Origin of the sequence: Leucothrix mucor DSM 2157 (assembly GCF_000419525.1) — a bacterium.
GTDB classification, from domain to species: Bacteria; Pseudomonadota; Gammaproteobacteria; order Thiotrichales; family Thiotrichaceae; genus Leucothrix; species Leucothrix mucor.
Window position 1 is genome coordinate 558,999 of sequence record NZ_ATTE01000001.1, and the last position, 25,518, is coordinate 584,516.

At 45.8% G+C, this 25,518-nt stretch carries 20 protein-coding genes; 15 read left to right on the top strand and 5 right to left on the bottom strand.

Annotation, left to right across the window (positions count from 1 at the left end):
* Positions 1-5 precede the first annotated feature (5 nt).
* The 3 genes from LEUMU_RS24310 to LEUMU_RS0102430 all read right to left on the bottom strand — a co-directional run bounded on the left by LEUMU_RS24310 (position 6) and on the right by LEUMU_RS0102430 (position 2,746).
* Positions 6-587, bottom strand: a complete 582-nt coding sequence (locus LEUMU_RS24310; protein WP_084708013.1) for a copper chaperone PCu(A)C — start codon at positions 585-587, stop codon at positions 6-8.
* A gap of 89 nt (positions 588-676) precedes the next feature.
* Positions 677-1,510, bottom strand: a complete 834-nt coding sequence (locus LEUMU_RS0102425; RefSeq protein ID WP_022950690.1) for a sulfite exporter TauE/SafE family protein — start codon at positions 1,508-1,510, stop codon at positions 677-679.
* A gap of 21 nt (positions 1,511-1,531) precedes the next feature.
* Positions 1,532-2,746, bottom strand: a complete 1,215-nt coding sequence (locus LEUMU_RS0102430) for an NAD(P)/FAD-dependent oxidoreductase (RefSeq protein ID WP_022950691.1) — start codon at positions 2,744-2,746, stop codon at positions 1,532-1,534.
* 386 nt (positions 2,747-3,132) lie between these two features.
* Between LEUMU_RS0102430 and LEUMU_RS0102435 the strand changes: the two genes are divergently transcribed.
* The 8 genes from LEUMU_RS0102435 to LEUMU_RS24325 all read left to right on the top strand — a co-directional run bounded on the left by LEUMU_RS0102435 (position 3,133) and on the right by LEUMU_RS24325 (position 12,701).
* Positions 3,133-3,801, top strand: a complete 669-nt coding sequence (locus LEUMU_RS0102435) for a hypothetical protein (protein ID WP_157474232.1) — start codon at positions 3,133-3,135, stop codon at positions 3,799-3,801.
* Between the two features lie 85 nt (positions 3,802-3,886).
* Positions 3,887-4,642, top strand: coding sequence for a pteridine reductase (locus LEUMU_RS0102440; RefSeq protein WP_022950693.1), 756 nt, complete (start codon positions 3,887-3,889; stop codon positions 4,640-4,642).
* 147 nt (positions 4,643-4,789) lie between these two features.
* Positions 4,790-7,114, top strand: a complete 2,325-nt coding sequence (gene gspD / locus LEUMU_RS24315) for a type II secretion system secretin GspD (protein ID WP_022950694.1) — start codon at positions 4,790-4,792, stop codon at positions 7,112-7,114.
* A gap of 8 nt (positions 7,115-7,122) precedes the next feature.
* Complete coding sequence (gspE, locus tag LEUMU_RS0102450; protein ID WP_026744416.1) at positions 7,123-8,649, top strand: type II secretion system ATPase GspE; 1,527 nt, start codon at positions 7,123-7,125, stop codon at positions 8,647-8,649.
* Entirely contained in the window at positions 8,650-9,867 is a 1,218-nt protein-coding gene (gene gspF, locus LEUMU_RS0102455) for a type II secretion system inner membrane protein GspF (protein WP_022950696.1), read from the top strand.
* Between the two features lie 57 nt (positions 9,868-9,924).
* Positions 9,925-10,644 (top strand): ComEA family DNA-binding protein, encoded by a 720-nt coding sequence (locus LEUMU_RS24320; RefSeq protein WP_022950697.1) that lies wholly within the window; start codon positions 9,925-9,927, stop codon positions 10,642-10,644.
* A gap of 140 nt (positions 10,645-10,784) precedes the next feature.
* On the top strand, positions 10,785-11,807 hold the full coding sequence (galE, locus tag LEUMU_RS0102465; protein WP_211223061.1) for a UDP-glucose 4-epimerase GalE: 1,023 nt from the start codon (positions 10,785-10,787) through the stop codon (positions 11,805-11,807).
* A gap of 99 nt (positions 11,808-11,906) precedes the next feature.
* On the top strand, positions 11,907-12,701 hold the full coding sequence (locus tag LEUMU_RS24325) for a polysaccharide biosynthesis/export family protein (protein ID WP_022950699.1): 795 nt from the start codon (positions 11,907-11,909) through the stop codon (positions 12,699-12,701).
* Positions 12,702-12,757: 56 nt separating this feature from the next.
* On the opposite strand, the gene LEUMU_RS0102475 is transcribed toward LEUMU_RS24325, so the two are convergent.
* Positions 12,758-13,384, bottom strand: coding sequence for an SOUL family heme-binding protein (locus LEUMU_RS0102475; protein WP_022950700.1), 627 nt, complete (start codon positions 13,382-13,384; stop codon positions 12,758-12,760).
* A 33-nt stretch (positions 13,385-13,417) separates the two neighbouring features.
* Positions 13,418-13,894 carry a YehS family protein gene (locus LEUMU_RS0102480; RefSeq protein ID WP_022950701.1) on the bottom strand — a complete coding sequence of 159 codons (477 nt, stop codon included), beginning with the start codon at positions 13,892-13,894 and terminating at the stop codon, positions 13,418-13,420.
* Positions 13,895-14,073: 179 nt separating this feature from the next.
* Between LEUMU_RS0102480 and crcB the strand changes: the two genes are divergently transcribed.
* From crcB to LEUMU_RS0102515, 7 genes are all read left to right on the top strand, one after another.
* On the top strand, positions 14,074-14,454 hold the full coding sequence (crcB, locus tag LEUMU_RS0102485) for a fluoride efflux transporter CrcB (RefSeq protein ID WP_022950702.1): 381 nt from the start codon (positions 14,074-14,076) through the stop codon (positions 14,452-14,454).
* Between the two features lie 24 nt (positions 14,455-14,478).
* Positions 14,479-15,753, top strand: coding sequence for a serine--tRNA ligase (gene serS / locus LEUMU_RS0102490; protein WP_022950703.1), 1,275 nt, complete (start codon positions 14,479-14,481; stop codon positions 15,751-15,753).
* Positions 15,754-15,884: 131 nt separating this feature from the next.
* Positions 15,885-16,517, top strand: coding sequence for a type IV pilus modification protein PilV (gene pilV, locus LEUMU_RS27725; protein WP_022950704.1), 633 nt, complete (start codon positions 15,885-15,887; stop codon positions 16,515-16,517).
* A gap of 33 nt (positions 16,518-16,550) precedes the next feature.
* Complete coding sequence (locus LEUMU_RS0102500; protein WP_022950705.1) at positions 16,551-17,438, top strand: PilW family protein; 888 nt, start codon at positions 16,551-16,553, stop codon at positions 17,436-17,438.
* 3 nt (positions 17,439-17,441) lie between these two features.
* Positions 17,442-17,915, top strand: a complete 474-nt coding sequence (locus LEUMU_RS0102505) for a pilus assembly PilX family protein (RefSeq protein WP_022950706.1) — start codon at positions 17,442-17,444, stop codon at positions 17,913-17,915.
* Positions 17,916-17,972: 57 nt separating this feature from the next.
* A complete protein-coding gene (locus tag LEUMU_RS0102510; protein WP_084708014.1) occupies positions 17,973-21,653 on the top strand; it encodes a PilC/PilY family type IV pilus protein in 3,681 nt (1,226 codons plus the stop codon).
* A 27-nt stretch (positions 21,654-21,680) separates the two neighbouring features.
* A complete protein-coding gene (locus tag LEUMU_RS0102515) occupies positions 21,681-25,469 on the top strand; it encodes a VWA domain-containing protein (RefSeq protein ID WP_022950708.1) in 3,789 nt (1,262 codons plus the stop codon).
* Positions 25,470-25,518: the final 49 nt, after the last annotated feature.

A 25,518-nucleotide genomic window follows, 5' to 3' on the forward strand; every position in this document is an offset into this window, starting at 1 on the left:
ATTATTTACTCAGCTGCAGCTGGCTCTTTCGCATCACTACCCATCTTTGAGTGATCCATTTTCATATCATCAGCCATCTTAGATCCGTCCATTTTGGAGTGATCCATTTTGTCATGGTCCATTGATGAGTGTTCCATCATTTTGGTAATATCGACTATGTTATATTCCACTTCAAGCTCTCCGGCCTTCTCGAAAATAACGGTGCCCTTACGCTGTTCTTCTGGCTTTAACTGTTCCATTAGGCCAATAAACATTAGGTGATAGCCACCTGGCTTCAGTTCAACCGTTTCGCCAGCCGGAATCTCCAAGCCGCCATCAACCTGACTCATCTTCATTACGCCGTCGTCCATTGACATCTGGTGAACTTCTACCAGTTGAGAGAATGCGACTTTGCCACCGATTAACTTATCGGCCTCTTTACCATTATTGGTGATAGTCATGAACCCACCTGCGACAGGTGCCATTGGTGCTGTGGCGCGGGCATAAGGGTCCTTAATAACCAGATCGCCGACGGTATAATCCGCTGAAAATGCGTTACTACTCAATAAACAAGCGCTCAGAAGTGCAGTGGTAATTAAGCCTTTCATTAAAATCATTCTCCGTATCGTTTTAAAAACAGTTAAGTACAGCGAGTTAGGGCTGTAGAGCAATAGATATGACCGCAGCCAGACTAAATCTATCCCCAGATACTCCAGAGCATGCGAATTGAGGTCAGGCCTAAGAATAAAGCGAACACCTTTTTTAGGCGTACCGGATTCATATGATGGGCCAATTTCGCACCATAAGGAGCTGTCAGTACGGTAATTGGGAAAATCAAGCAAGCCGCAATAATGCTGACATAACCAAGGCTAAATGGTGGGCGGTTTTCAACACCTAAGCCAGCCCAGATAAATCCAATAGTTGCCGGTAGGGCAATTACCAAGCCAAATGAAGAGGCCGTACCGACGGCTTTGCGCATATCATAATTAAACAATGCCATGGTCGGTACCGTTAAAGTACCACCGCCAATTCCCATTAATGCTGACAGGGTGCCGATCATAGCCCCAATGGCTCGTTGCACGCTCAGTGAATCGGGTAGTTTTGGAGCAATATTAATGGTATGAGGGCGGAACATATTGACACTAACTAGCAAGGCAACCACCCCAAATACCAGCCGTAACACATCACCATCGACGTATTTCGAGGCAATGCCACCGGTTAGCGCACCCATGGCAATTGCAGGCCCCCAAGACTTAACTAACGTCCAATCTACATTTTGGCGCTTATGGTGTGCGCGCATTGATGAGAGGGAGGTCGGGATGATAATGGCTAAGGAGGTCCCGACGGCAATGTGCATCGAGACATCAGATGGGAAGTTAAGCAAGCCAAGAATCCAGAATAAAACGGGCACTATCACAATGCCGCCGCCAACTCCCAGTAGCCCTGCCATGATTCCAGCAATAATGCCGGTAGCGAACAGGCTGAATAGTAAAATTGGCCAAATGTCGGCGATGATCTCAAATCCTGTCATTAGAGGTTCCGAGGTAGAGGGTTAGGTGAAGTCTTTCAGGTTAATAGCCGGATCTATCGCTGCCGATTTGGGTATCGAGTTGCCTGCGGCAAGAATTTTGCGAGCCATGGTATAAGCAATAGGGTCATTCATGGCATCAACGGCTAGCAATTGCTCATCTTTGTAGTACCAAATAGACTGCGAACCTTCACGCTTTCCGGGTCGGGTAACGGTGTCGGTATAGCCAAGGTTGAGGCCGGCAATTTGTAGCTTTATAGTATACTGATCTGACCAGAACCAAGGGGTTGGCTGATAAGATACTGGTTGACCGAGTATATTGAGTGCCGCATTTTCAGCTTGGTCGACTGCATTTTGAACTGACTCTAAACGAATCCGCTGGTCGTGATAGTCAAAACTGGCACAATCCCCGGCAGCATAAATATCCGGATCGCTTGTGCGGCTTTGCAAGTCGACTGCAATACCATTCTCAATGACTAAGCCAGCGTCTTTTGCTAACTGGCTATTTGGTGACACGCCGATACCGGTAATCACAAAGTCCACAGCCAATTCGCTGCCATCATTAAAAATGGCCTTACTCACACGACCATCTGACTCTTGTAGTGATGCAAGGCCGGTACTTTCCATAATGGTAACGCCGTGCTGTTGGTGTAGTGCACGGAAATAATCAGACGTCGCTGGGGAAGCAACGCGTTGCAAAATGCGCTCAGCGAGTTCCACAACGGTGACCTCTAAGCCTAAACCCGCTGCCACAGCTGCGGCTTCCAGCCCGATATAGCCACCACCGACAATCAATAGTTTACGGCCTGCCTTAAACTCAGAAGCCATTTGGTCAATATCATGCAGGCTTCGTAGTGTGTAAACGCCGGGTAAGTGGCCTCCAATGACAGCAGGTAGACGAAAGGGTGTAGAGCCGGTCGTAATCATCAGTTTGCTATAATTCAGTACAGTCCCATCATCAAGCGTGACTGCTTTGGCTTCACGATCAATTTGGGAAACGCGAACACCTGTTTTCAGCGTTATATGATTTTCCTCGTACCAACTTTGTGGCCTCAGGGCTAAGCGCTCAACGGCCATATCGCCCAACAGGTATTTTTTGGAAAGCGGAGGTCGTTGATAGGGGAGGTGTTGCTCATCTCCAATCAGAGTAATCGCGCCCTGATAATCTTCCGAACGCAGTTTTGCGATGAACGAGGCGGCGGCTTGTCCTGCGCCGATAACGATAATGGGGTCTGACATCTTAACTTCCTCTGTGTAGCAGCGGTTGGCTTGCTTTGCGGCAACCATATCAGTATTTGAGGATTTAACGGAAGGCTGTTTTGTGAGTTTTATGATGATTATTGTGTATGCGGCATTTTAGCCAAAACATAGGGGAGGGTTGAAGAGCCGCTCCTTACTTCAGATAATACACACGGCTTAATCCGGCAAGATTTTGATACGTCGGTTGAACGTATTGTTTTTGCCGCATAATTTTACAGATTTTCCGATTGTCAGTTTAACGGTACCGTAATCTGGAGGGGGGCTTGTCTCTGTCCTACATCGGCTTAAGATTGTCCAATATGAATCGTTACTGAATGATGTCAGGTATGCGGACCCTGATGGTAGTAACGTAGGACAATTAAGCCGTGAAGGAGAACGATTTGGGCTTTCATCTGGACAATCACTCGGGCGACAAAGTAGCGTATATCGCCCCTGATCCGAACTTTATCTCGGCAATTACCGCCATTACACGGGGATTCCCTTGGGCGCGGCTTGAGACTTTTTTCGAATCACGTTCACTGATTAAAGCAACGGCGGTTGATCAGGTCTTTCTAATGCGCATTTTGGCATTACAGGAAATACTCTGTTTGGATGATGAGTCAATATTGCTTTGGGTTAAACATCAAATGTACTTGTTTGCATTTATGTCTCCCGGATATAAGCCAAAGTTGCCATCTATTGCATTACTTCGAGAGTTTCGCGGACAGCTGGATGAGGCTAATATTCTGGAGCCGTTTCGGGTACGTTGCCAAAAACTCATTGTGCGTTACAGTGAGACAGTGCCAGATGCTTCCCGAGTTGAAATGGCTCCCTCAGTACCCAGTAGTGCGGAATGGCGTATCAAGTTGAAAGATAAAGACTTGCTGGCTTCAACGGATGAAAACGCCCTTAATCTGCGTATGGATGATAAATGGGTTATTTGTCCGGAATGTCATAGCCCTAAGTTAAACCGTTATATGCCACCTCACTGGGATTCATGCAAAGTGGAGCCTTGGGCGCGTTGTCGCCATTGTGGGCATAAGTTCAAAGTCTGATACCGCTATCGTTATAGCGGTGGTTCTGTCAAAATCGATGGTCAGGATTGTTACACTATGCAATCGCTAATCCGGAGAGAGGGATATGAATCAATCGACACAGCCCCTAAAAGCCAAAGTAGCCTTAATTACTGGGAGTGCCCGGCGTATTGGGGCTGAAATTGCCCGTACATTGCATACGGCTGGTGCTTGCGTAGTTATTCATTACTCGACATCTGTAACCGCTGCTGAAGACCTTATTAGCGAGCTCAATGCCATCCGTCCCGGGTCATGTTTGGGCTACCAAGCCGAGTTGGGAAGTGTGGAATCATTGCGCAATATGATTTCAGAAGTGATTCTATTAACCGGAGGTTTGGATATTTTGGTTAATAATGCCTCTAGTTTCCACCCGACACCGATGGGTAGTATCACTGAGAAAGACTGGGAACAGTTATTTGATAGTAATTTGAAAGGTCCGTTGTTTTTATCACAAGCTGCGGCCCCTTATTTGAAGGCCAGCAAGGGCTGTATTATCAATATGGTGGACATCCATGCGCAGCGCCCGCTAGCTAAGCACAGTGTGTATTGTGCTGCGAAAGCCGGATTGGTGATGTTGACGCAATCTTTAGCACAGGAGCTAGGGCCAGAAGTGCGAGTCAATGCCGTTGCACCGGGCATTATTATTTGGCCAGAAACGGACCAAAATAAAGCGACACAACAAGACTTGATTTCGCGAACGGCATTGAAGCGGGAAGGGATGCCAGTCGAAATCGCACAAACGGTTTTGTTTCTGGCACAAAGTGCGACATACATAACGGGGCAAGTAATTGCAGTGGATGGCGGGCGAACACTTAATCAATAAAATTAATGCTTGCCATTAGTGCTTTTTCGCGCCCTGTGTCGGGCTTGTCTTAGTGTCAGTGTTTTTTTGATGTTACACTACGTCAATGAGAAAATTATCAGACATCCTGCAATGATGGGATGCATACAATAACTATAGTGAAGCCGAATGAAATGTGAATTAAAGAGCTACATCGGGGGACTTAAGGGTCTAACATTAAGTCTGGCAGTGCTATTTGGGGCTAGTTCACCGGTAAGCGCTGATAGTTTTAACCTGAATTTACGCGACAGTGATCTGCAAACCTTGGTCCAGATGGTTTCAACTGTCACTGGCCGAAACTTTGTGATTGATAAACAAGTTCGCGGGCAAAAAGTGACCATTATTACTGGTCGTGAGATTGATGAGGACGAACTTTACGATTTGTTTTTGTCTGTTCTACAGATGCATGCCTTAGCCGCAATCGAAACCGGCAATATCACCAAGATTATTCCTGCTAATAAGTCAAAATACCAGCCGGTACCTGTTATCGATGAGCCGACGGGCATTCCTGAGATTGACAAAAAATACGTAGCGCCAGAACAAGACGCGTTGATTACCAAGGTAATTAAAGTGGAGCATGTTCCGGTTGCCCAGTTGGTACCTATTTTGCGGCCGATGGTTTCACCAACAGGTCACTTACAAGGCTATACGCCAAGTAACAGTATCTTGGTCACAGACCCCGCTTCCAATGTTGATAAGATCGCCATGTTGATTCGTCGCATGGATCGTCCGGATGAAGATGAGATGGATGTCGTAACCTTGCGTTATGCGTCAGCCTCTGAGTTAGTGACGACTATTAATGGCTTGCAGGGCGCAGCCGCACAAAAGGGCGTGCAGATAAAGTATAAAGTGTCTCCAGACACCCGCACCAACAGTATTTTGGTGAGTGGTAGTAAGTCCGGACGCGATAGCGTTAAAGATATTATTCGTCGCTTAGATCGTCCGAAAGTTAAGACGGCTGAAGTTGAAACCAAAGTGGTCTACTTAAAGTATGCTCTGGCTGAAGATTTATCTAAAGTGCTCTCCGCGACCACGACTAATCTGGTCAGCAGCGAAGCGACAGCTAAAGGCGGAGCAGGCACGCAAAAAGCGGATGTCTTGATCTCTGCGGATGCGTCGACCAACTCCTTGATTATTAGAGCAGAGCCTGAGATACAGAAAAATCTGTTGGATGTGGTTCGTCGCTTAGATGTGCGTCGTGCACAGGTAATGGTTGAGGCTGTGATCGCAGAGGTGTCTGAGGACCTATCTAAAGCCTTGGGTGTACAGCTAGGCCTATACAATAGTGGCGACAGCACAACACCTTTAATCTCAACCAATTATCCAAGTAGCTCTTTTTCGGTTGCTAGCGTGCTTTCTGGTACCTTGCCGGCGGGTGTAGGTATGTTGTTAGGCATTGGTGGTGGAGAAGCGGGTAGTACCCAATTTGGCGTTTTGATGAATGCTTTATCCGGAGACTCAGCTACGAATATTTTGTCGACACCAACATTGGTGACGATGGATAATGTCGAAGCAAGCATGGTGATCGGTCAAAACGTACCGTTTCTTACCGGAAGCTCGACGACGACTGACAGTGTAACTACTCCATTCCAGACGATTGAGCGTCAGGATATTGGTATCACTTTGAAAATTAAGCCGCAAATTAATGCGGGTAACAGCATGATGCTGAAAATTGACCAAGAAGTTTCCAGCTTGGCAGCCAGTAATGCGAGTGCGTCGGATTTGATTACGAACAAGCGCTCATTCTCTACTCAGGTTATGGTGGAAGATGGTCAGTTGCTAGTGTTAGGCGGCTTGATGGAAGATACCTATCGAGATACTTTGCATAAGGTTCCTATCTTAGGGGACTTGCCAATTATCGGTAAAGCATTCCGTAATACGACGACCACCAAAGCCAAGCAAAACCTGATGGTCTTTATTCATCCGGTGATTATGCGGACAGGTATGAGTGGTGATTTCTACACTCAGCAAAAGTACAGTAAGCTGATTGGTGCTCAGGGCGAAAGTAATGTGAATAGCCGCGGACTTCTAAGCCAAGGCGGCGCAGTATTCCCTAATAATCCGAATGAGTTGCTAACTAATAGCGATGGCTACTCTACGGGGCAGATTCAGGGCCGCGCGTATTCGACAGGTAAAACACAACGTCAGATTGACCTGGAGCGTCATGCTCGCAGCTCTCAACAGCAGGCGAACCCTCAAGTCCAGCGCTATACTGGGAACGCTAACACTGCTGTTCGTCCATCGCAGCCATTGACTGTTGCTCAGCGTCAGCAAATTGCCAAGCGCAATGAACAGATTCAACGTCAGAAAAATGAGCAACAACGTCAAGCTGCCAGACAAGCAGAGCAAAATGCCGTGGAAGCAAATCGACAGCGTCGACTGCAGGCTCAGGCACGTGAAAAGCAACGTTTGTTATTGCTGCAGCAACGTCAAGCTGCGCAGAACGGAAACTAAATTGCCCCATGAGTCTTAATATGGATCAGCCTGAAGTAATTGAGTTAGAAGCACCGACTTTAGTGGACTTTCCGTACATGTTCGCTAAGCGAAATGGTGTGGTATTGGAGCTGGATGAGTCTGGACAGCGAGTCGCCTACTTTCGCTCTAAGCTAACGCCGGCTGTGGCTAATGAAGTCTGCCGTTTTCTTGGTGAGAAGATTCCATTTCGACCGTTAGAAGTTGATGCCTTTGAAAGCATGGTCGCCCGTCATTATGATCGCAGTGGGGCAGGTGCACGCGCGATGATGGATGATTTGGGCGATGAATTCGATTTGAATGATATCGCTGAGTCATTACCCGAGCCGGAAGACTTGCTGGAAGCGGAAGATGATGCGCCGATTATTCGTTTAATCAATGCCTTATTAAGTCAGGCAATCAAAGAAGGCGCTTCGGATATTCATATCGAAACCTTCGAAAACCGTATGCTGGTTAGGATGCGGGTCGACGGTACTTTACGTGAAGTCTTGGAGCCACCCAGAGCGATTGCACCATTAATTGTGTCGCGCTTGAAGGTAATGGCAAAGTTAGATATTGCTGAAAAGCGGGTCCCTCAAGATGGTCGTATTTCATTGCGGCTAGCTGGCCGACCCGTTGATGTTCGTGTTTCAACACTACCGTCTGGTTACAATGAGCGCATCGTATTGCGTTTACTGGATAAGCAGGCAGGGCGTCTAAACCTGAAACATTTGGGAATGGATGCTGAAACTGAAAAGCGCCTCAAAGTCTTAATCCAAAAGCCGCATGGCATTATTCTGGTTACCGGTCCAACAGGTTCGGGTAAAACCACAACGCTGTATGCCGCGCTGACTGACTTGAATGAAACCTCCCGTAATATCCTGACTGTCGAAGACCCTATTGAATACTACCTAGATGGAATCGGGCAGACCCAAGTAAACAGCAAAGTGGATATGAGCTTTGCGCGAGGCTTACGTGCTATTTTGCGTCAAGATCCGGATGTCGTGATGGTTGGTGAGATTCGTGATGTGGAAACTGCCGAAATTGCGGTTCAGGCTTCACTGACGGGGCACTTAGTATTTTCTACCCTACATACCAATACCGCTGTCGGTGCCGTCACCCGACTACGTGATATGGGTGTAGAGCCTTATTTGTTATCCTCCAGTTTAATTGGTGTTATCGCTCAGCGATTGGTGCGCTTGCTATGTGAGAATTGTAAAGTTCCTCATCAGTCGACTGCGCAGGAAGCTGCAATTCTTGGGGTGTCCCTCGATGATGCGCCAGTGATCTACCATGGCGGTGCTTGCCAGAAGTGTAATCAATCCGGATATGTTGGTCGAAACGGTATTTATGAGCTTATTGAAGTGAGTGATGAGGCGCGCAATCTGATCCATGAAGGTGCCAGTGAAATTGCGCTGGAGCGTTTAGCACGCAAAACCAGCCCGAGTATTCGCCATGATGGTGCCCGACTGATATTAGCGGGTAAAACCTCTATGGAAGAGGTGCTGCGTGTGACTCGTGAGGAGCTGAAAGAGTAAATGCCTGCATTTGAATATAAAGCCCTGAATGCCAAGGGTCATGAAGAAACTGGTATTTTAGAGGCAGATAATGCGCGGCAAGTTCGGCAAGTGCTTCGCGAAGGTAGCCTGACTCCGCTGAGCGTTGAGCTGGTTGAAAAAAGTGAAAAGAATGATGGCGATGTGCTTAAAGTACGGCGTAGTGGAAAAGTAAAGCCTGCGGACATCGCATTAATTACCCGGCAGTTAGCCACCTTAGTGTCATCTGGTTCGCCACTTGAAGAAGCGCTGGGCATGACCTCCCGTCAAAATGAGCGCCGAAATTTACGGCACGTAATGTCGGCAGTTCGTTCGCGTGTGATGGAGGGGCATAGCCTTGCAGCGGCACTTAAGACATTCCCATCAGTATTCAACAGCATGTATACGGCGACGGTAGCTGCAGGTGAGCAGTCCGGCCATCTGGGTGCGGTGCTTGATCGCTTGGCTGATTACACCGAATCCCGACAAGAAATTCAGCAGAAGATGAGCTCTGCTTTAGTCTATCCCGTCATTCTGACGTTCTTATCGATTGCTATCGTGTCTGGCTTATTAGTATTTATCGTCCCGAAAATCGTGCGCGTTTTTGAGAGCATGAACAAGGATGTACCGCCAATGACTCAGCTGATGATCAATATCAGTGACTTTTTGACCGCCTATGGTTTGTATCTATTGGTAGCTCTGGTTATTGGTTATTACTTGCTTCAGCAGCTATTAAAACTTCCAAAATGGAAATTTCGTTGGCATCAAATAATGCTACGCCTACCATTAGTTAGAAAATTAGTGCGTAGCGCAAACACCGGTCGCTTTGCCAGAACCTTGAGTATTCTGGCTTCCAGTGGCGTACCTATCCTCGATGCCATGTCTATTTCCTCCCGAGTCGTTCAGAACTTACCGATGCGTAAAGCGGTAGAAGATGCTGCAATCAAAGTACGGGAAGGAATGCCGATCAATAAGGCGCTTGAGCAGTCAGGGTATTTTCCACCGATGACGGTGTATTTGATTGCCAGTGGTGAAAATAGCGGAAAGTTAGATGAGATGTTGGAGCGTTCGGCGGTTCAGCAAGAGCGGGAAACCGATACCTTGATTGGCTCGATGCTAAGTTTGTTTGAGCCAATTTTGATCTTGGTGATGGGTGGAATGGTGTTGTTGATTGTAATGTCTATACTATTACCCATCCTCAATTTGAACCAGTTAGGCTAATTAACATACTTACTCGTATCTTTAAAATATTAGAATCAATCCCTTACGGAGTAAACCATGAAGTCTTTTTTAGCTAGCCTGTGCATTTTGTTGTCCCTGATGGGGGCTGCGCAACCGTTGATGGCGAAAGATGCCAGTACGAGCACTGGAGCGGGAAAAGTTGATACCAAAAATGCCGTCGTCAATCTTAATAAAGCGGACGCAAATACCCTGCAGTATTATTTAAAAGGCATTGGTGCAGTACGCTCGAAAGCCATTATTGATCACCGTAACAAGAATGGCGCATTTAAAAGTGTCGATGACTTGTTACAGGTAACAGGTATTGGTAAAGCAACACTGAGCGGTATCAAATCTAATTTGTCTTTATCTCGTGGTGAGTTCACTGCGCCTAAAGTGGCTGCATCGGCTAGCAGTACGAAGAAAACTACATCCAGCGCTAGCAAAACAAGCAGCACAGATAAAGCGTCTGAGAAAGCGACTGCTAGTAAAGGCCTGAAGGATTCATCGTCAAGCACGACGGCTACGGACACAAAGTCAGCTAAATCTTCCAAAGATGATAGCAAGGCTGATACTAAGTCAGCGAAAACAGACAGCAAAGCGACTAAGACTAGTAGTAAAGAGACTAAGAGCTCAACAACGTCATCATCAAGCAAGGATAAGAAGGCGGCTAAATCTAAGAGCAAGAGTTCTGATAAGTCAAAATCTACAAAGAGCAGCGCGAAATCTAAAAAAGACAGCACGAAGAAAAAAGTGCTGGCAGCTGATAAAAAGTCATAAACAACGAATGAGTTAAATTTGACCGGCTTATTTGTCGGAAAAATGTAACTGACTAGCCAGATATTATTCCCGATATCTGGCTTTTTTGTGCCTGCCGTACTAGTCTAGAATAGTGATTCCCCAATTAAAAAAAGTAGACACTGTTTATGAAAATTCTAGTAACGGGTGGCGCGGGTTATATCGGTTCACACACATGTGTTGAGTTGGTCGAGGCCGGATACACACCGATTGTGTTTGATAACCTGTCAAACAGTTCCACCGTGGCATTAGATCGCGTTAAAACCATTACCGGTAAAACTATCGATTTCGTTGAAGGCGACATTCGTGACCCTAAAGCGCTAAAAAAAGTGATGACGGATCATGACATTGAAGCCGTTATCCACTTTGCTGGCTTAAAAGCGGTCGGTGAGTCTGTGGCTAAGCCACTGATGTATTACGATAACAATGTTGCCGGCAGTGTTACTTTGTTAGAAACAATGGAAGCCTGTGGTGTTAAAAAAGTCATTTTTAGCTCTTCAGCAACAGTTTATGGCGATCCTGCCTCAGTGCCCATTCTAGAAGACTTTCCAATTAGCGCGACTAATCCATACGGCCAGTCCAAGCTGATGGTCGAGAATATTATGCGGGATTTGTATAAGTCCGATAACAGCTGGAATATTTCCCTGCTGCGCTACTTCAATCCGGTTGGCGCACATGAAAGCGGTTTAATCGGCGAAGACCCAAGTGATATTCCAAACAACTTGATGCCTTATATTTCAGGTGTTGCAGTGGGCCGCTACGAGAAGCTGTCTGTGTTCGGTAGTGACTATGAGACGCCGGATGGTACCGGTGTGCGTGATTACATTCATGTGGTCGACTTGGCTAAAGGCCACGTTAAAGCCTTACAAGCTTTTGAAAACCCTGAAGTGGATAATCTATTTACCGTAAACTTGGGAACAGGTATCGGTTTCTCAGTACTGGAAATGATTAATGCATTTGCGGCGGCTTCAGAGAAAGAAGTGGCTTACCAGATTGTAGATCGTCGTCCTGGCGATATCGCTTGTTGCTATGCTGATCCTGCTTTGGCTGAGCGCCTATTAGGGTGGCGTGCTGAGAAGGACATTAAAGCAATGTGTGAAGATACTTGGCGCTGGCAGCAGAATAATCCTCAGGGATACCGCTAAGCCAAAAGTACCGTCAGGCAATCTGTCTGGCGGTGCTGATCAGCCCTTAAACAATAAATTAATGATAAAAATAACAAAATAAATTAGGACGGTCTTTTTATGAAACATGCATTAATCTTATGCCTGCCCGCTATTCTGCTGTTGAGTGGATGTAGCGTGTTGGGTGGTAAAGACGATAAGAAAACCACTAACGCTCAGGACGTGAGCACTATTCGGGCCTTAAATCAAGACTTCCAAACGGCTTCTTACAGGCCTGATGAGGACAGCTTTGATGTGCCGAGTGTGTCGGGACGTCGCGCTGATAAGAGTCCGGCAGCGGCCTATGCTGCACTATCAAATGCTCAAAGCACGATGATTAGTGAGCAGGATAAGTTAGATGTGACGGTCTTTAAAGTCGATGAGCTTTCCGCGCGCGACTTAACGGTTGAAACTAACGGTGCTATTTCTCTGCCGTTGCTAGGCAGTGTGGTGGTGCGTGGTTTAAGTATTACTCAGGCTGAGCAGAAAATCGCGGGCTTATTACGTCAAACCTATATGCAAGATCCTAAAGTCACCGTGACTCGTAAAGAGCAAGCATTTAAGCGAGTGACTGTTGAAGGTGCGGTTAGAACCCCGGGTGTTTTCCCAATCACTGGTCGTATGACATTCTTGCAAGCCATTGCTTTATCGCAAGGATTGACAGACTTGGCCAATGATAAAAGTGTGGTAGTGTTCCGTAACGGCCGTCAGTACGGCGTTAATCTGGACTTGATTCGTAAAGGTGAGGCACCGGATCCGATTCTTCAAAATGATGACCGTATCGTGGTCTTGAAGTCGGATAACAAGGTGCTGGAGCAGAAGGTTATTAACTACTTGCCTGCGTTATTATCACCATTTTCGTTGCTGGCTCAATAAGCAGTATTTGATATCAGGCAAGCCATTGTGAATCCATGGCTTGCCTGAATCATTGATTACTCAACGTTGATATGCACTTCGTGACGTCGAATCAATGGCACGGCCCAAGGGCTGTCATAAATCACTGAACGAGCAGCTGAGCTAGGCTTCAGGTTTTTCTGCCTGGCCCATGTTTCCAGCGCTTCTGCCTTACGCGTGATTAAGTTCTCACTGCGGTAGCCTTGAAAGTTAATGACAGCTACTTTCAAACGCGGCAGAACTTTAAAGGTAATGCTATCGTCCATTGGCTTTGGCAATGTTGCCAGCGAGTAAGCTTCGGGCAGTGCTACTGAAGTCAGCCACACACCATTCACATTCTCTTCATAGTACGGCAGTGTCAGCTCAATGCGTGGCGCTTTAGCACCATCTGCAACCGTGATCGGCGGATTGACCGAAATAGTCTGTTTAGCCTGATTATTACCAGAGACATAAGCCGTCAGCTTATTATAGCCGGCCCGGGTTGCCATTAGATAAGGGCCTTCGGTCGCGGCCTGAGCAATAATGAGTGGCTCATACATTCTGACTTCGAAATTATTTTCAATCTCTAAGGTTGCGTATAGCGCTTCTTCACCGGGACGTTGTCCCAGCAGGCTGCAGCCGGATAGAAAAATAGCGGTGAGTAAAGCGGTAGCAAGTGGCTTCATGTTGAATATCCAAATCGATAAAGGTGAGCGGAATTAGATTTCCTCTGTCTGGCTGTGGCGTTGCTGATAAGTCGCAAGCCCGCGCAGAAATTGGCGAAGTGTATTATCGTTACACTCACGGTAGTGCTTATGGTTTTCTTTACGAAACAATGAGCTGAGTTTGTGGCGGGAGAACTGAATGTTAGCCAGTCCAAAGATGTTTAACATCTCATCTTCGTAAAGCTCCATGGCAATTCTTAATTTCTTCAGAATTTTATTGTTCGTCAACGTCTCATCAGCAGCAACCGGTAGTGGGTCACCTCCACGACGATGAACAATCAAACCATTCAAAAAATGTAATAAAGCCTTATCAGAGATTATTTCTCCAATATCATCAGACTCTTTTCTCGAAAAACTCTCAATTGCATCTTCAGAACACTCGGACTGACCTGCGGTAAAAACGGCAGCAGTCGTTGGAGTGTCAAGTTCAAGTGCGTAACGAATTCTGCGAAAGGCTTCGTTATTGTGCATATAGCGTTCCAGATAATAATTTCAGGTGCAGATGCTACCACACAACCGGAGCCGCTTAACCGAGCGAATGCAGAGATTTTCAGGAATTTACACTCGTTGCTGGCAGATTAACAATTTCACAACCATAGAGGATGCTATAAACTTGTCATATCTGGGGTAATAACAGCTAAGGTAGCCGTGTGACACAAATACTCTCAATTATGCTGGGCGGAGCTTTGGGGGCGGTGTCCCGCTATGGCGTATCACATTTTATCTATGTGATCTGCGGCCGAGGCTTTCCTTATGGAACGCTGGTTGTTAATGTACTGGGTTCGCTGCTAATGGGCTACTTAAGCGTATACCTAATGGCAAAAACGAATATTGACCCCGCATTAAAAATGGCAGTATTAGTGGGCTTTTTAGGCGCATTTACGACCTTCTCCACCTTCTCCATGGATACTTTAATCTTAATTGAGGCCGGTGAAGTAGGGCGGGCACTGCTCAATATGTTCATTAGTGTCAGCTTTAGTCTGGCAGCAGTTTGGCTCGGGGTAGTACTTGCCCGTTCAATGAAATTCTGAAAATTACGGTTTAAATAGACAAACATGTTAGATATCAAACTATTAAGAAATAATGTGGATGACATTGCCGCGCAATTACTGCGCCGTGGTTTCGTTTTGGATGTGGCACAGTTCAATGAGCTGGAAGCGCAGCGTAAATCCTTGCAAACCGTAACTCAGGATCTGCAAAATGAGCGTAACACACGCTCCAAGGCGATTGGTAAGGCACGTGCTAGTGGCCAGGATATTCAGCCTTTGCTGGATGAAGTGGCACACCTTGGTGATGACCTCAAAGCTAAAGAGCAGGAGCTAAACGAGCTGCTAGCTACCATCGATGGCATTGTCACGGCTATTCCGAACCTGTTGCACGAGTCTGTACCCGCTGGTAAAGATGAAAGCGAAAATGTGGAAGTCTCTGTCTGGGGCGAGCCAACAGCCTTCGATTTTGAACCGTTAGATCACGTCGCTTTAGGTGAGCGTCATCAATGGATGGATTTTGCGGCAGCGACTAAGCTAACTGGCTCTCGTTTTATGGTGTTGCATCAGCAGATGGCACGCCTACACCGTGCCCTGATTCAGTTTATGTTGGATACACACACCGCTGAGCACGGTTATCAGGAAGTGTACGTTCCTTATATTGTGAATAAAGATAGCTTGTTTGGAACAGGGCAGTTACCTAAATTTGCGGAAGATCTGTTTAAGCTGGAAGGTGAGCAGGACTACTACCTGATCCCAACCTCTGAAGTGCCGGTCACGAACTTACTAAGAGATGAGATTATTGATGAGTCTATGTTGCCTTTACAGTTTACGGCGCATACTCCTTGTTTCCGCTCTGAGGCAGGTTCTTACGGACGTGACACACGTGGCTTAATTCGTCAGCATCAGTTCGAAAAAGTAGAAATGTTACATTTCGTGAAGCCAGATGACTCTTGGGATGCTTTAGAGCGTCTGCGCGGCCATGCAGAAGCCATTTTGCAGAAACTAAAATTACCGTATCGCGTGGTTTCATTATGTAGTGGTGATACAGGGTTCTCTGCCGCAAAAACTTACGACATGGAAGTCTGGTTACCCGGTCAGCAGGCTTATCGTGAGATTTCTTCTTGCTCAAATACGATGGATTTCCAGGCGCGCCGTATGCAGGCTCGCTACCGAAATGCTGAGACGGGTAAGCCAGAATTACTGCATACCTTGAATGGCTCTGGTTTGGCAGTAGGGCGTACACTGGTTGCGGTAGTAGAAAACTATCAACAAGCAGACGGCAGCATTCGAGTACCTGAAGTACTGAAGCCATATATGGGTGGCTTAGACTTATTGAGCTAAACAATTAAGCAATTTACACCGTGAGATGGAGCAATCTCTCACGGTGTTGGCTTAATATACAAGTATTTACTAATTTATAATAAAAACAAGTACTTAAAAAGTATTCACTGTCCCCACTGGTCGGATAGTGCTTGTTACTGATTGATCACTTTGCGGCCAGTGTTTATAGTGTTACTAATCATAAAAATAACAGTGGGAAGTTAAATAGCTTTCCGAGAGGTGTAACAATGACCCCGCAGCGTAATATCGCAAGTCAGAAAGGGTTTTCTTTAATTGAGGTAATGATCTCAGTATTAGTGATGTCTGTAGGGCTTCTAGGTTTAGGAGGACTGCAAATGGTGTCACTAAAAAGCAGTAATAATGCTCATTTTCGAACCGTAGCCAGTTTGGCTGCTACAGAACTAGCAGATCGTATGCGATCAAACCCGATGGCCATCGCGGCTGACCAGTACTCTGCATCTATGGACGTAAAAAGCTGCGAGACGGTCCCTGCAAAGCAGTGTGTAACTGGCATTAGCTGTAGTCCTGAAGAATCGGCAACCTATGATTTATATCGAGTGAATTGCGGTATAACTCAGGACACTTTTCAAACTGGCGGTATTCAATACGATTTACCTGAAGCTTTTCTTTCAGTGGGTTGTGGAGCCGTCACCTGTGATACGGGCCTTGAGCATACTATCTTGGTTCGCTGGAATGAGACCGATGACGGTGATAGTGATGATGCGGTACAGGTGCGCAGCTACGAATTGAACTTCATTCCCTAAAAAAATAATTAAAAAGGCTGGAGCAAGCTTGTTATGCACAACCAGATAAAAATAAAAAAAATGCAGGGTTTATCTCTCATTGAGCTAATGATCTCAATGGTGATTTCTTTGTTTCTGATTGGAGGATTGACCAGTGTCTATATTAGTACTCGTGCCTCAGACAAAATACGGGTTGAAGTCAGTGAGATGGAAGAAAATGCCCGAACAGCGTTGTTGGCGATTCGGAATATTGTAAGCCATGCGGGTTATCCCTCTATCTACAATCACACCATCGATGAGCCGTTTTACGCGGAAGCAGACAATATTCCTAACCCCGACTGTAGAACGGGTGGGGCGAAAGAGTCGTTGATTGCCTATAAGCCAATTCTAAAGAAGAAAACAGAGAACTCAAAAGGCGGTAAGCGCGATACTCTATTAACGGTATTTATGGCTGACAACCCGGATATGGTTGGCGCACCTCCGGGGTTACTAACGCAAGACTGTATGGCTTCGACTATTACTGCGCAGTGCAGCTCTGACCCGATGGGCGGTATGTACAATCCTACTGAAGCAAAAATTTATAACTACTTATACATAACTACTAATAGCGGACGACGTGCCTTGACGTGTATGGGGTCACTGGGTGGTGCGCAACCCATTGCTGAAAATATTGAGAATATGCAGTTTTTATATGGTGTGTCAGTTGGAAATGACATGGTCTATAAAAATGCAACTCAGGTTACCGCCGATGGTGACTGGGGTAGCGTGATTAACGTACAGGCAGGGATTCTGGTACGTTCGGAACGTGAAGTGTTAGACACGGATGAAAAGAAAGTCTTCTTATTGTTGGATCAGAAGATAACAACAGCCAAGGATCGCAGAATCTACAAGGCGTATACTACAACAGTTGTATTGCCTAATCGCATAACAAAAGAGCTTTAAGCTATGAATAATACTAAAAAATACAGTACTCAAGCAGGTATGACGCTGGTCACATCATTGATGATGTTGTTGGTCATGACAATTTTAGGTGTCACCGCGATTCGTCTATCCTCCGTTGACTTATTGATCGCTAATAACTACCAGCATCAGCTAGCGGTTTATCAGGCTGCAAAATCGGCCAATAGCGCCAATTCAAATCTCTATAATTTATATACTTGGATTACTGTGAAGCAGGATCCTGCGGATATTAGTGAGAAGGAAGTGGTTTCAAAGACAGGCGTAGCCGACCTGGATATTCAATACCCTTGCCGTGGTCGGGGTGATTTGGCGAGTAGCATTGGTCCTAATGCACCACCTTGTAATTTATATATGTTTAGTGTTGATTCTCGTATCAAAGGAACCGGAGCAAAGGACACTCACTACCAAGGAGCTGGTAAGGAAGTTCCGAATACTACAAAGTCAAGCACGCTTAAATAACGAGTCTGCTTTAAGCCCCACTCAATAAAAAAATTATAATACCGGGTACTGAATACCATGAATAAACTTACTCACAGCCTGACTGTGCGAACAATGTTGGCGGTCACCATTTTAGGTGCCAGCCATTTGTCGCAAGCCGATGATACTGAAATTTACTTTTCTGAAAACCTAACCAATGTTCGTCAAAACGTCATGTTCGTCATTGACGGCTCTGGTTCGATGAATACCACTATAGAGAAATGGGGTAGCGAAACACGTCTGGATGTTATGAAAAATGCACTGACATCCGTACTGCAAGCTGCACCTGATAATCTGAATGTTGGTCTAATGAACTTTGGTGAATTGGGTGAGCATTTAGGTGGTCATGGCGTTAAGTTTCCGGTCAGTCCTATTGATGATGAGGCATTGCCCATTGTTACATCAAAGTTTGATAGCAGTGAGTGGTGGCGCAGCAGCATCCCAGAGCCTTCCTCTACCATTACAGTGCGTGATTACCTTTCAGACATTACCGACTGGTACTGGAAAGATAACTGGTATGACAATAAGTACAATGGAAAGAGTGTCAAAGAAATGACTCGAACCGGTGCTACACCACTGGTTGATGCCTTGTATGAGGCAGGCCTGTATTTTCGTGGTGATAAGGTAACTTTTGGCTTAGGCCCTGCAAGTTATGATAATCGCTGGTCGGCACATCCTTCGACCTACGATCAGGATATTATTCAAACATCCTGCACTAATACCGAGACTCAAACTGTTGATGGACAAATTGACTTTGATGATGAGGAGTATCCGTGGTTGCAATGTGCTAATAGTGACAATACTTCAGTGTCCTATGCTAATTGTAAAGCGACTGAGTCTTGCACAACAACACAGGGTAATTTAACTTCCTCTAAAGTTTGTGGCTTTGACTATGATCAGTCTTTTTGGGATGGCTATAATGCAAATTTTGCGAAATATTGGTATAAATGGCCATATGCCTATCAGTCTAACAATAGTAGACGAAACCCGCGTTATTGTTACACAAGCTATGAAGAAGAAAGCGCAACCACTTGTAGCTACAATGTTTGTACAGCTACCGGGCCGTCAATTAAGCCAAACTATGTCAGCCCAATAACTCAAGAGTGCCAAAGTAACTATATCGTATTGCTTTCAGATGGCGAGCCAACCAGTTATCTTGATGATTACTATGACTATAATGAAACTTATAAAGGTCTGAAGGCTGGTACACACCCTACGATGACTGATAAGTCAGATGCCAGCGATACCTTTACGCATAATGATTGTGAAACAAGTAGCAGTAAATTTCCTAGTGGCTTCCATGATGGTGTGTGTGGCCCTGAAATAGCGCGTTTCCTTGCGAATACAGATAACAGTGATCTACCAGGTACTCAGTCAGTTAGAACATATACGGTTGGTTTGGGCTTGAGTGGAGATCCATCTGCGGAAAACTATCTGAAAAGTTTGGTGACCACCGATGATGACCCGTCAACTCCTGAAGTAGAAGGTTATTTCTCGGTAGAGAACGAAGAGCAGATTGCGGCTGCATTTAGCAATATCTTGACAGAGATCAGCTCAACAACTACATCATTTGCATCCCCGGGTTATACCGTTAATGCGAGAACGGGTCTTGAGAATGAAGATGTTATCTACATTCCAGTATTTGATAAGCAGCTCGCGCCACGTTGGAACGGTAACCTTAAAAAGTTCTCCCTTAAAAAGGATGTTGATGGTTCTAATAGCACAATTGTTGGTAAGACAGGTAAGGTTGCTGTATCTGAACTCGGCGTGTTCTATGACAATGCAATTGACTTGTACTCATCTTCAACGACTGGAGATGGAAATAATGTAAGCAAAGGTGGTTTGGCCAATCTGATCAATCCTAATACTCGAAAGGCGCTAACCAATATTGCCTGTACTAAGCTGCCGTGTATTTTGGATACGGTAAGTAATAGATTGTTGCCTGAAAACACCACACTATTGAATTTAGACCTAACCTCGGTATTTGGCATTTTGGACCTGTCTTTCTTAACAGACTTAACAGGTTTGTTGTCAGGTCAAAGTCAGTCTGAGGCAAGAATCGAGAAGACAAAAGGTCTGGTCAATTTTATTCGTGGAAGAACTTGGAATGAGACAACAGAGAGCTATGACCTGAATCCTCGTATGGGTGATATGTTGCACTCTGAGCCAGTAATCGTAACCTACGATAAAGACTACAAAGCATCCGCTTCAGAAGACAAATCTTACAATAAGCAGGTAATCTTTGCAGGAACCAATGAAGGTTATTTGCATGCATTTGATACAGTTTCGGGGCAAGAGTTGTTTGCCTTCATGCCTGAGTCACTGATCAAAAACATCAATGTACAATATGAAAACACAGGCTCGGGAAATCACGCCTACGGTATCGATGGAATTATCACTACGTGGACCAGTGATAAAAACAAAGATGGTGTGATTAGTGCGCAAGATGGCGACCATGTTTACCTGTACTTTGGTTTACGTCGTGGTGGTCGTGAATACTACGCAATGGATGTAACTGATCCGACTGATCCTAAATTATTGTGGGAGTTGAACTCCTCAACCAATAAGTTCGAAAATCTTGGTCAGTCCTGGTCTACACCTTATGTCACTCAAATCAGAGTGAGTGATACTGAGCTACGCGAAGTTGTGATATTCACGGGTGGTTATGATGAAAACCAGGATATTCAGGACATTGATCAGCGAGCCACGAGCGATAGCATGGGTAATGATGTGTTCATCGTTGATGCTCATACCGGTGCTTATATTTGGTCAGTGCAGGGCGGTACAACCGGTAGTGCGCCATTAAGTGGAGCGTCTGAGTTGACTCACAGTATCCCGGGCGGTGCTAGATTGCTGGATATGAACCGTGATGGTGCTATCGATCGCATGTACTTTGCAGATACTGGCGGTAAAGTATGGCGTCTGGAGTTGCCAATGGGTCCTGATTACGGACTGAGTGGTGCGAAGCTCATTGAGTTTGCCGATCTGGCGAGCGGAACGGGTGAGGATGCCCGCATGTTTTATAATGAGCCAGATGTGGCTTTGCTAAAACATAAAGGTCAAAACTGGTTAACCGTTTCATTGGGTAGTGGTTATCGTTCTCATCCTGCAGATGGCACGGTATCGGACAAGTTCTTTGTACTGTTGGATGCGGCAGTCAATACGCCACTAACGAAAAACCTTGCAGGTGACGAAGACTTCACGGCGATTGAAGTGAAGGATATGGTTGAGGTGAGTACCTCTGGCAGCGCTGTTAATCAGGGTGCAATGACTGATCAAACCATCTTTGATGTTGAGAATAAGTCAGGTTGGTATTTGGTGTTACCGGAAGATGGTGAGAAGGTCTTATCCACGAGTGTTACTTTGGAAGGTAAAGTGATGTTTACCACCTTGGTGCCAGGGTTAGGCGTAGATATGACTGATATCGATGTCTGTACCGCTCCGGCGACACAGGGACGCCTGTACTCATTGAATATTCTGACCGCCGAAGCGGGTAGTGATTTGAATGATGATGAGGATATAACAGATGCAGATCTCTTTACGTTGGTTTCCTCGAATGAGATTCCGGGTACGCCTCAGCTGGTATTTAACTCGCCATACTGTGCAGATGGAGAGTGTAAGCACCTTGTAGATATCCGGGTTGGTAAGAAAAACTCAGCGGTAACCAACTACAATTCTGACTTTCTGGAAAGTGTGTTCTGGACGAACCCAACCAAGTAACGACAATAATAAAAAGAGTACTTAGCGATGAAAAGTTCCCGATTCCATCTGACCTCAGCGGCGGCTGCATTAGGTGTATTAATAGCTGTCTCTAGTCAAATGGCTATCGGGGACGATACTGAGATTTTCTTCTCTGAGAGTATTAGTACGGTCAATCCTAACGTTATGTTTGTGATTGACGTCTCTGGCTCAATGGATGAAGAAGTGTCAGGCTCAGGTGGTTTAAGTCGTTTGGAAGTGATGCAAAGTGCCTTAAGGACGGTACTTAAAACAGCACCTGAAAACCTGAATGTTGGTTTGATGAATTATGGTGAAGTGGCTCATCGCAATGAAGGCCACGGCATCAAGTTTCCGGCAAAGGATATCACTGGAGAAGCTTTGCCGATTGTTGGCGAAAAATTTCCGGCTGATGAGTGGGGTAATCAACCTTGGTGGCAAAGCAGCATTCCAGAGCCTGCCGCGACTCTGACGGTGCGTGATTACTTATCGCAGATAACGGACTGGTACTGGAAAGATGGTTGGTACTCTGTAGCTTATGGTGGCAGTACGGCAGTTGAACTGGAGCATGTTGGAAATACTCCCATTGTTGAAGCACTGTATGAGGCAGCCCTGTATTTTCGTGGTGAAAAAGTTACGTATGGCTTAGGTGACTCAGGGAACTGGAATCGCTGGTCCGCTCACCCGTCCACTTATGAAGGTGATCCGATAACGTGGAATGGTGATATTTGTAAATCCACCTACACCGCAAGTCAAAGCACACCGATTGATTTCGCTAATAATGAATATCCTTGGTATCGATGTCCTGCTGATCCCAATAACTTAGGGCCAGACGGGACTTATGCAAACTGTAAATCACTTGAAAACTGCACGACAACCACTACAGAGGTCTGTGTAGAGTCAGTACCCAGTGTTTGCTCAGAATGGAGTACTGATGAGGGTGGTAAGAGTTATTGCTCTGGTACTTGGTCTGGTGGCGGCTGTAAAGATGGTATTACTAAGTCGGTTACCGAAACCAGTTGTAGTTATGAAATTTGCGGTGGTGGAAATTCGACTGAACCAAATTATGTGAGTCCCATAACTGAGTCTTGCCAAAGTAACTTTATTGTCCTGTTATCCGATGGTAAGCCCCAATATTCATACTCTTACGATAGCGCCGGAAACCGTGACGGAACAAATTCACCTGGGCCGACGTATTGGGGCTTCAAAGATGGCAGGTTTACACCAATGGTTGATCAAGCGGATAGTTCCAATACCTTCGGTTCTGATAATTGCGATGCTAATCCCACGCCGAGTGGATTCCGTAGTGGTGCTTGTGGGCCTGAGCTAACCAGCTTTCTGGCTAACAGTGATCACAACAGTGACTTGGTTGGTCCGCAGACGATTGATACCTATGCGATCGGTTTTGGTCTGGATGGTGAGCCTGCAGCACAAGAATACCTGAAAAGTTTGGTTTCAACCGATGACCCTTCAACAGAGGCTGTGGAAGGCTATTTTTCTGCTGAAGATGAAGTTCAGTTATCGCAAGCTTTTAGCAGCATTCTGGCTAAAATCGGCTCTACTACAACGTCGTTCGCATCGCCTTCTTACAGCGTTAATACCAAAACGGGTATTCAGAACGAGGAGTTTGTGTATATTCCGGTGTTCGATAAAGCGTTGACGCCGCGTTGGAATGGTAACCTTAAAAAGTTTAAATTAGTCAGCGATGGCACTAAGACGTCTATCGTCGGCAAGAATAACAAAGCTGCGGTATCTGACCTTGGTGTGTTTGAGGAAGATGCTAAAGACTTATGGTCGGCAACTTCAGAGGCTGATGGTCGTGATGTAACGGCTGGTGGTGTCGCCAATCTAATCAACCCAAATACCCGTAAAGCGGTGAGTGACCTTAAGTGTACGACGTACCCTTGTGCATTGATGGTGGCGGATAACCGCATTAACCCTGCAAATGCCTTTGATACGGGTGGCTTAATCACGAATGATGTCATGGGATTGCCGGATACTACGACGGTTGAAACACGTCAGGCAATGGTTAACTTCATTCTGGGTCGTAAGTTAAATACTGAAACCGGTGAGTATGAGTTGTTTCCACATATGGGAGATATGCTGCACTTTGAGCCATTGGTGATGACCTACGATAAGAACTATCGTGAAAATGCAAGCGAAGCGATTGAATACAATAAGCAGGTCATTTATGCCGCAACTAATGAAGGCTACCTACACGCCTTTGATACCACTTCTGGTAAAGAGCTGTTTGCCTTTATGCCATCATCGTTGATGAGAAATATTCAAACGCAATATTACAACACGGATACTGGGAGCCACAGTTATGGTGTGGACGGTATTTTAACCAGCTGGTTTGACGATAAGAATAAAGATGGCGTAGTGGATAGCGCCAGCGGTGACCGTGTTTATTTATACTTCGGCCTACGTCGAGGTGGGCGCGAGTATTATGCACTGGATGTCACAAATCCCAAGGAGCCTAAAGTGCTTTGGAAGGTGAGTGCAAATGTGGTTAGTGCCATAGAAAATGATAAAAAGTGTAAAGAGCATCCGGGTCTACACCTTGGCGAACTGATCAGTAATGGACTTCACTTGGGTAAGTACAAAGATGCCGCCTGCGATCCAAATATACATGCCGGAGAAGGTGACTTTGCAAACCTGGGGCAAAGTTGGTCAACGCCTTATCTAACCAAAATACGCACGAGTGGTTCCACGTTTAAAGAGGTCGTGATTTTCAGCGGTGGCTATGACATCAATCAGGATATTCAAGATCTGGATGATCGCGCAGCTGCTGACAGTATGGGAAATGATGTTTTCATTGTTGATGCACTAACCGGGCAGCGAATTTGGTCGCTGCAAAGCAGTGCGCTTGGTGGTGCTGCGTCCAACGGAACAAGTTCTGTGTCGCACAGTATTCCGGGTGGCTTACGTATCCTGGATATGAATCAGGATGGTGCGGTTGACCGTGTATATTTCACGGATACTGCCGCTCAGGTTTGGCGCTTGGAGTTTCCAGTTGGCCCAAGTTATGACTTGAAAGGTGCACGTTTAATCAAGCTAGCCGACCTTGGTGGTAGTGGCAGTAACTCGCGAATGTTCTTTAATGAGCCGGATGTTGCTTTGCTCAAGCATAAAGGGAAGCCGTGGTTGGCGATATCGGTTGGTTCTGGATACCGTGCGCATCCTGCAGATGAAACAGTAGCTGATGCTTTCTATGTGTTACTCGATGCCGCAGTCAATACACCATTGGAGTCTAGTGCCTTTGGTGATGGTGCATTTGCAACGCTTACCGAGTCTGACCTGGTGCAAGTGAGCGCTACGGCAGGCCAATCGGCTTCGGCGATCAATCAGGGTGATCTAACGGGGCAAACCATTTTTGATGTTGAAAATAAAGCGGGCTGGTTTCTCAAGCTTCCCAATGTGGGCGAGAAAGTATTGTCTACCAGTATTACCGCACAGGGTAAGGTGATGTTTACCACCTTAGTACCCAATGCGGGTGCTTCTGAAGCGGTAGTAGATTTGTGTACTTCACCACTGACACAAGGCCGTTTCTATTCGCTTGACCTGCTAACCGCAACTGCAGGGGATGATTTAAATAATGATGGTGTGGTCGGTGATGCTGATCTGTTCACGGTGATATCGGCGAATGAAATACCAGGCTCACCGCAGCAAATATTTAATGAGCCGTTTTGCAGTGATGAAAGTAGGCGCTGTACTCAGAGTATTGATGTGCGGGTTGGTAAGGCCAATAATCCGGCAGTGAGTTATGATGCATCATTCCTTGAAAATGTATTTTGGAAAAATCCTCCTAAAAATTAACATTAGGGATTGCGAAACCTAAAAACAGAGGGTAAGATCTGTCTCCTCT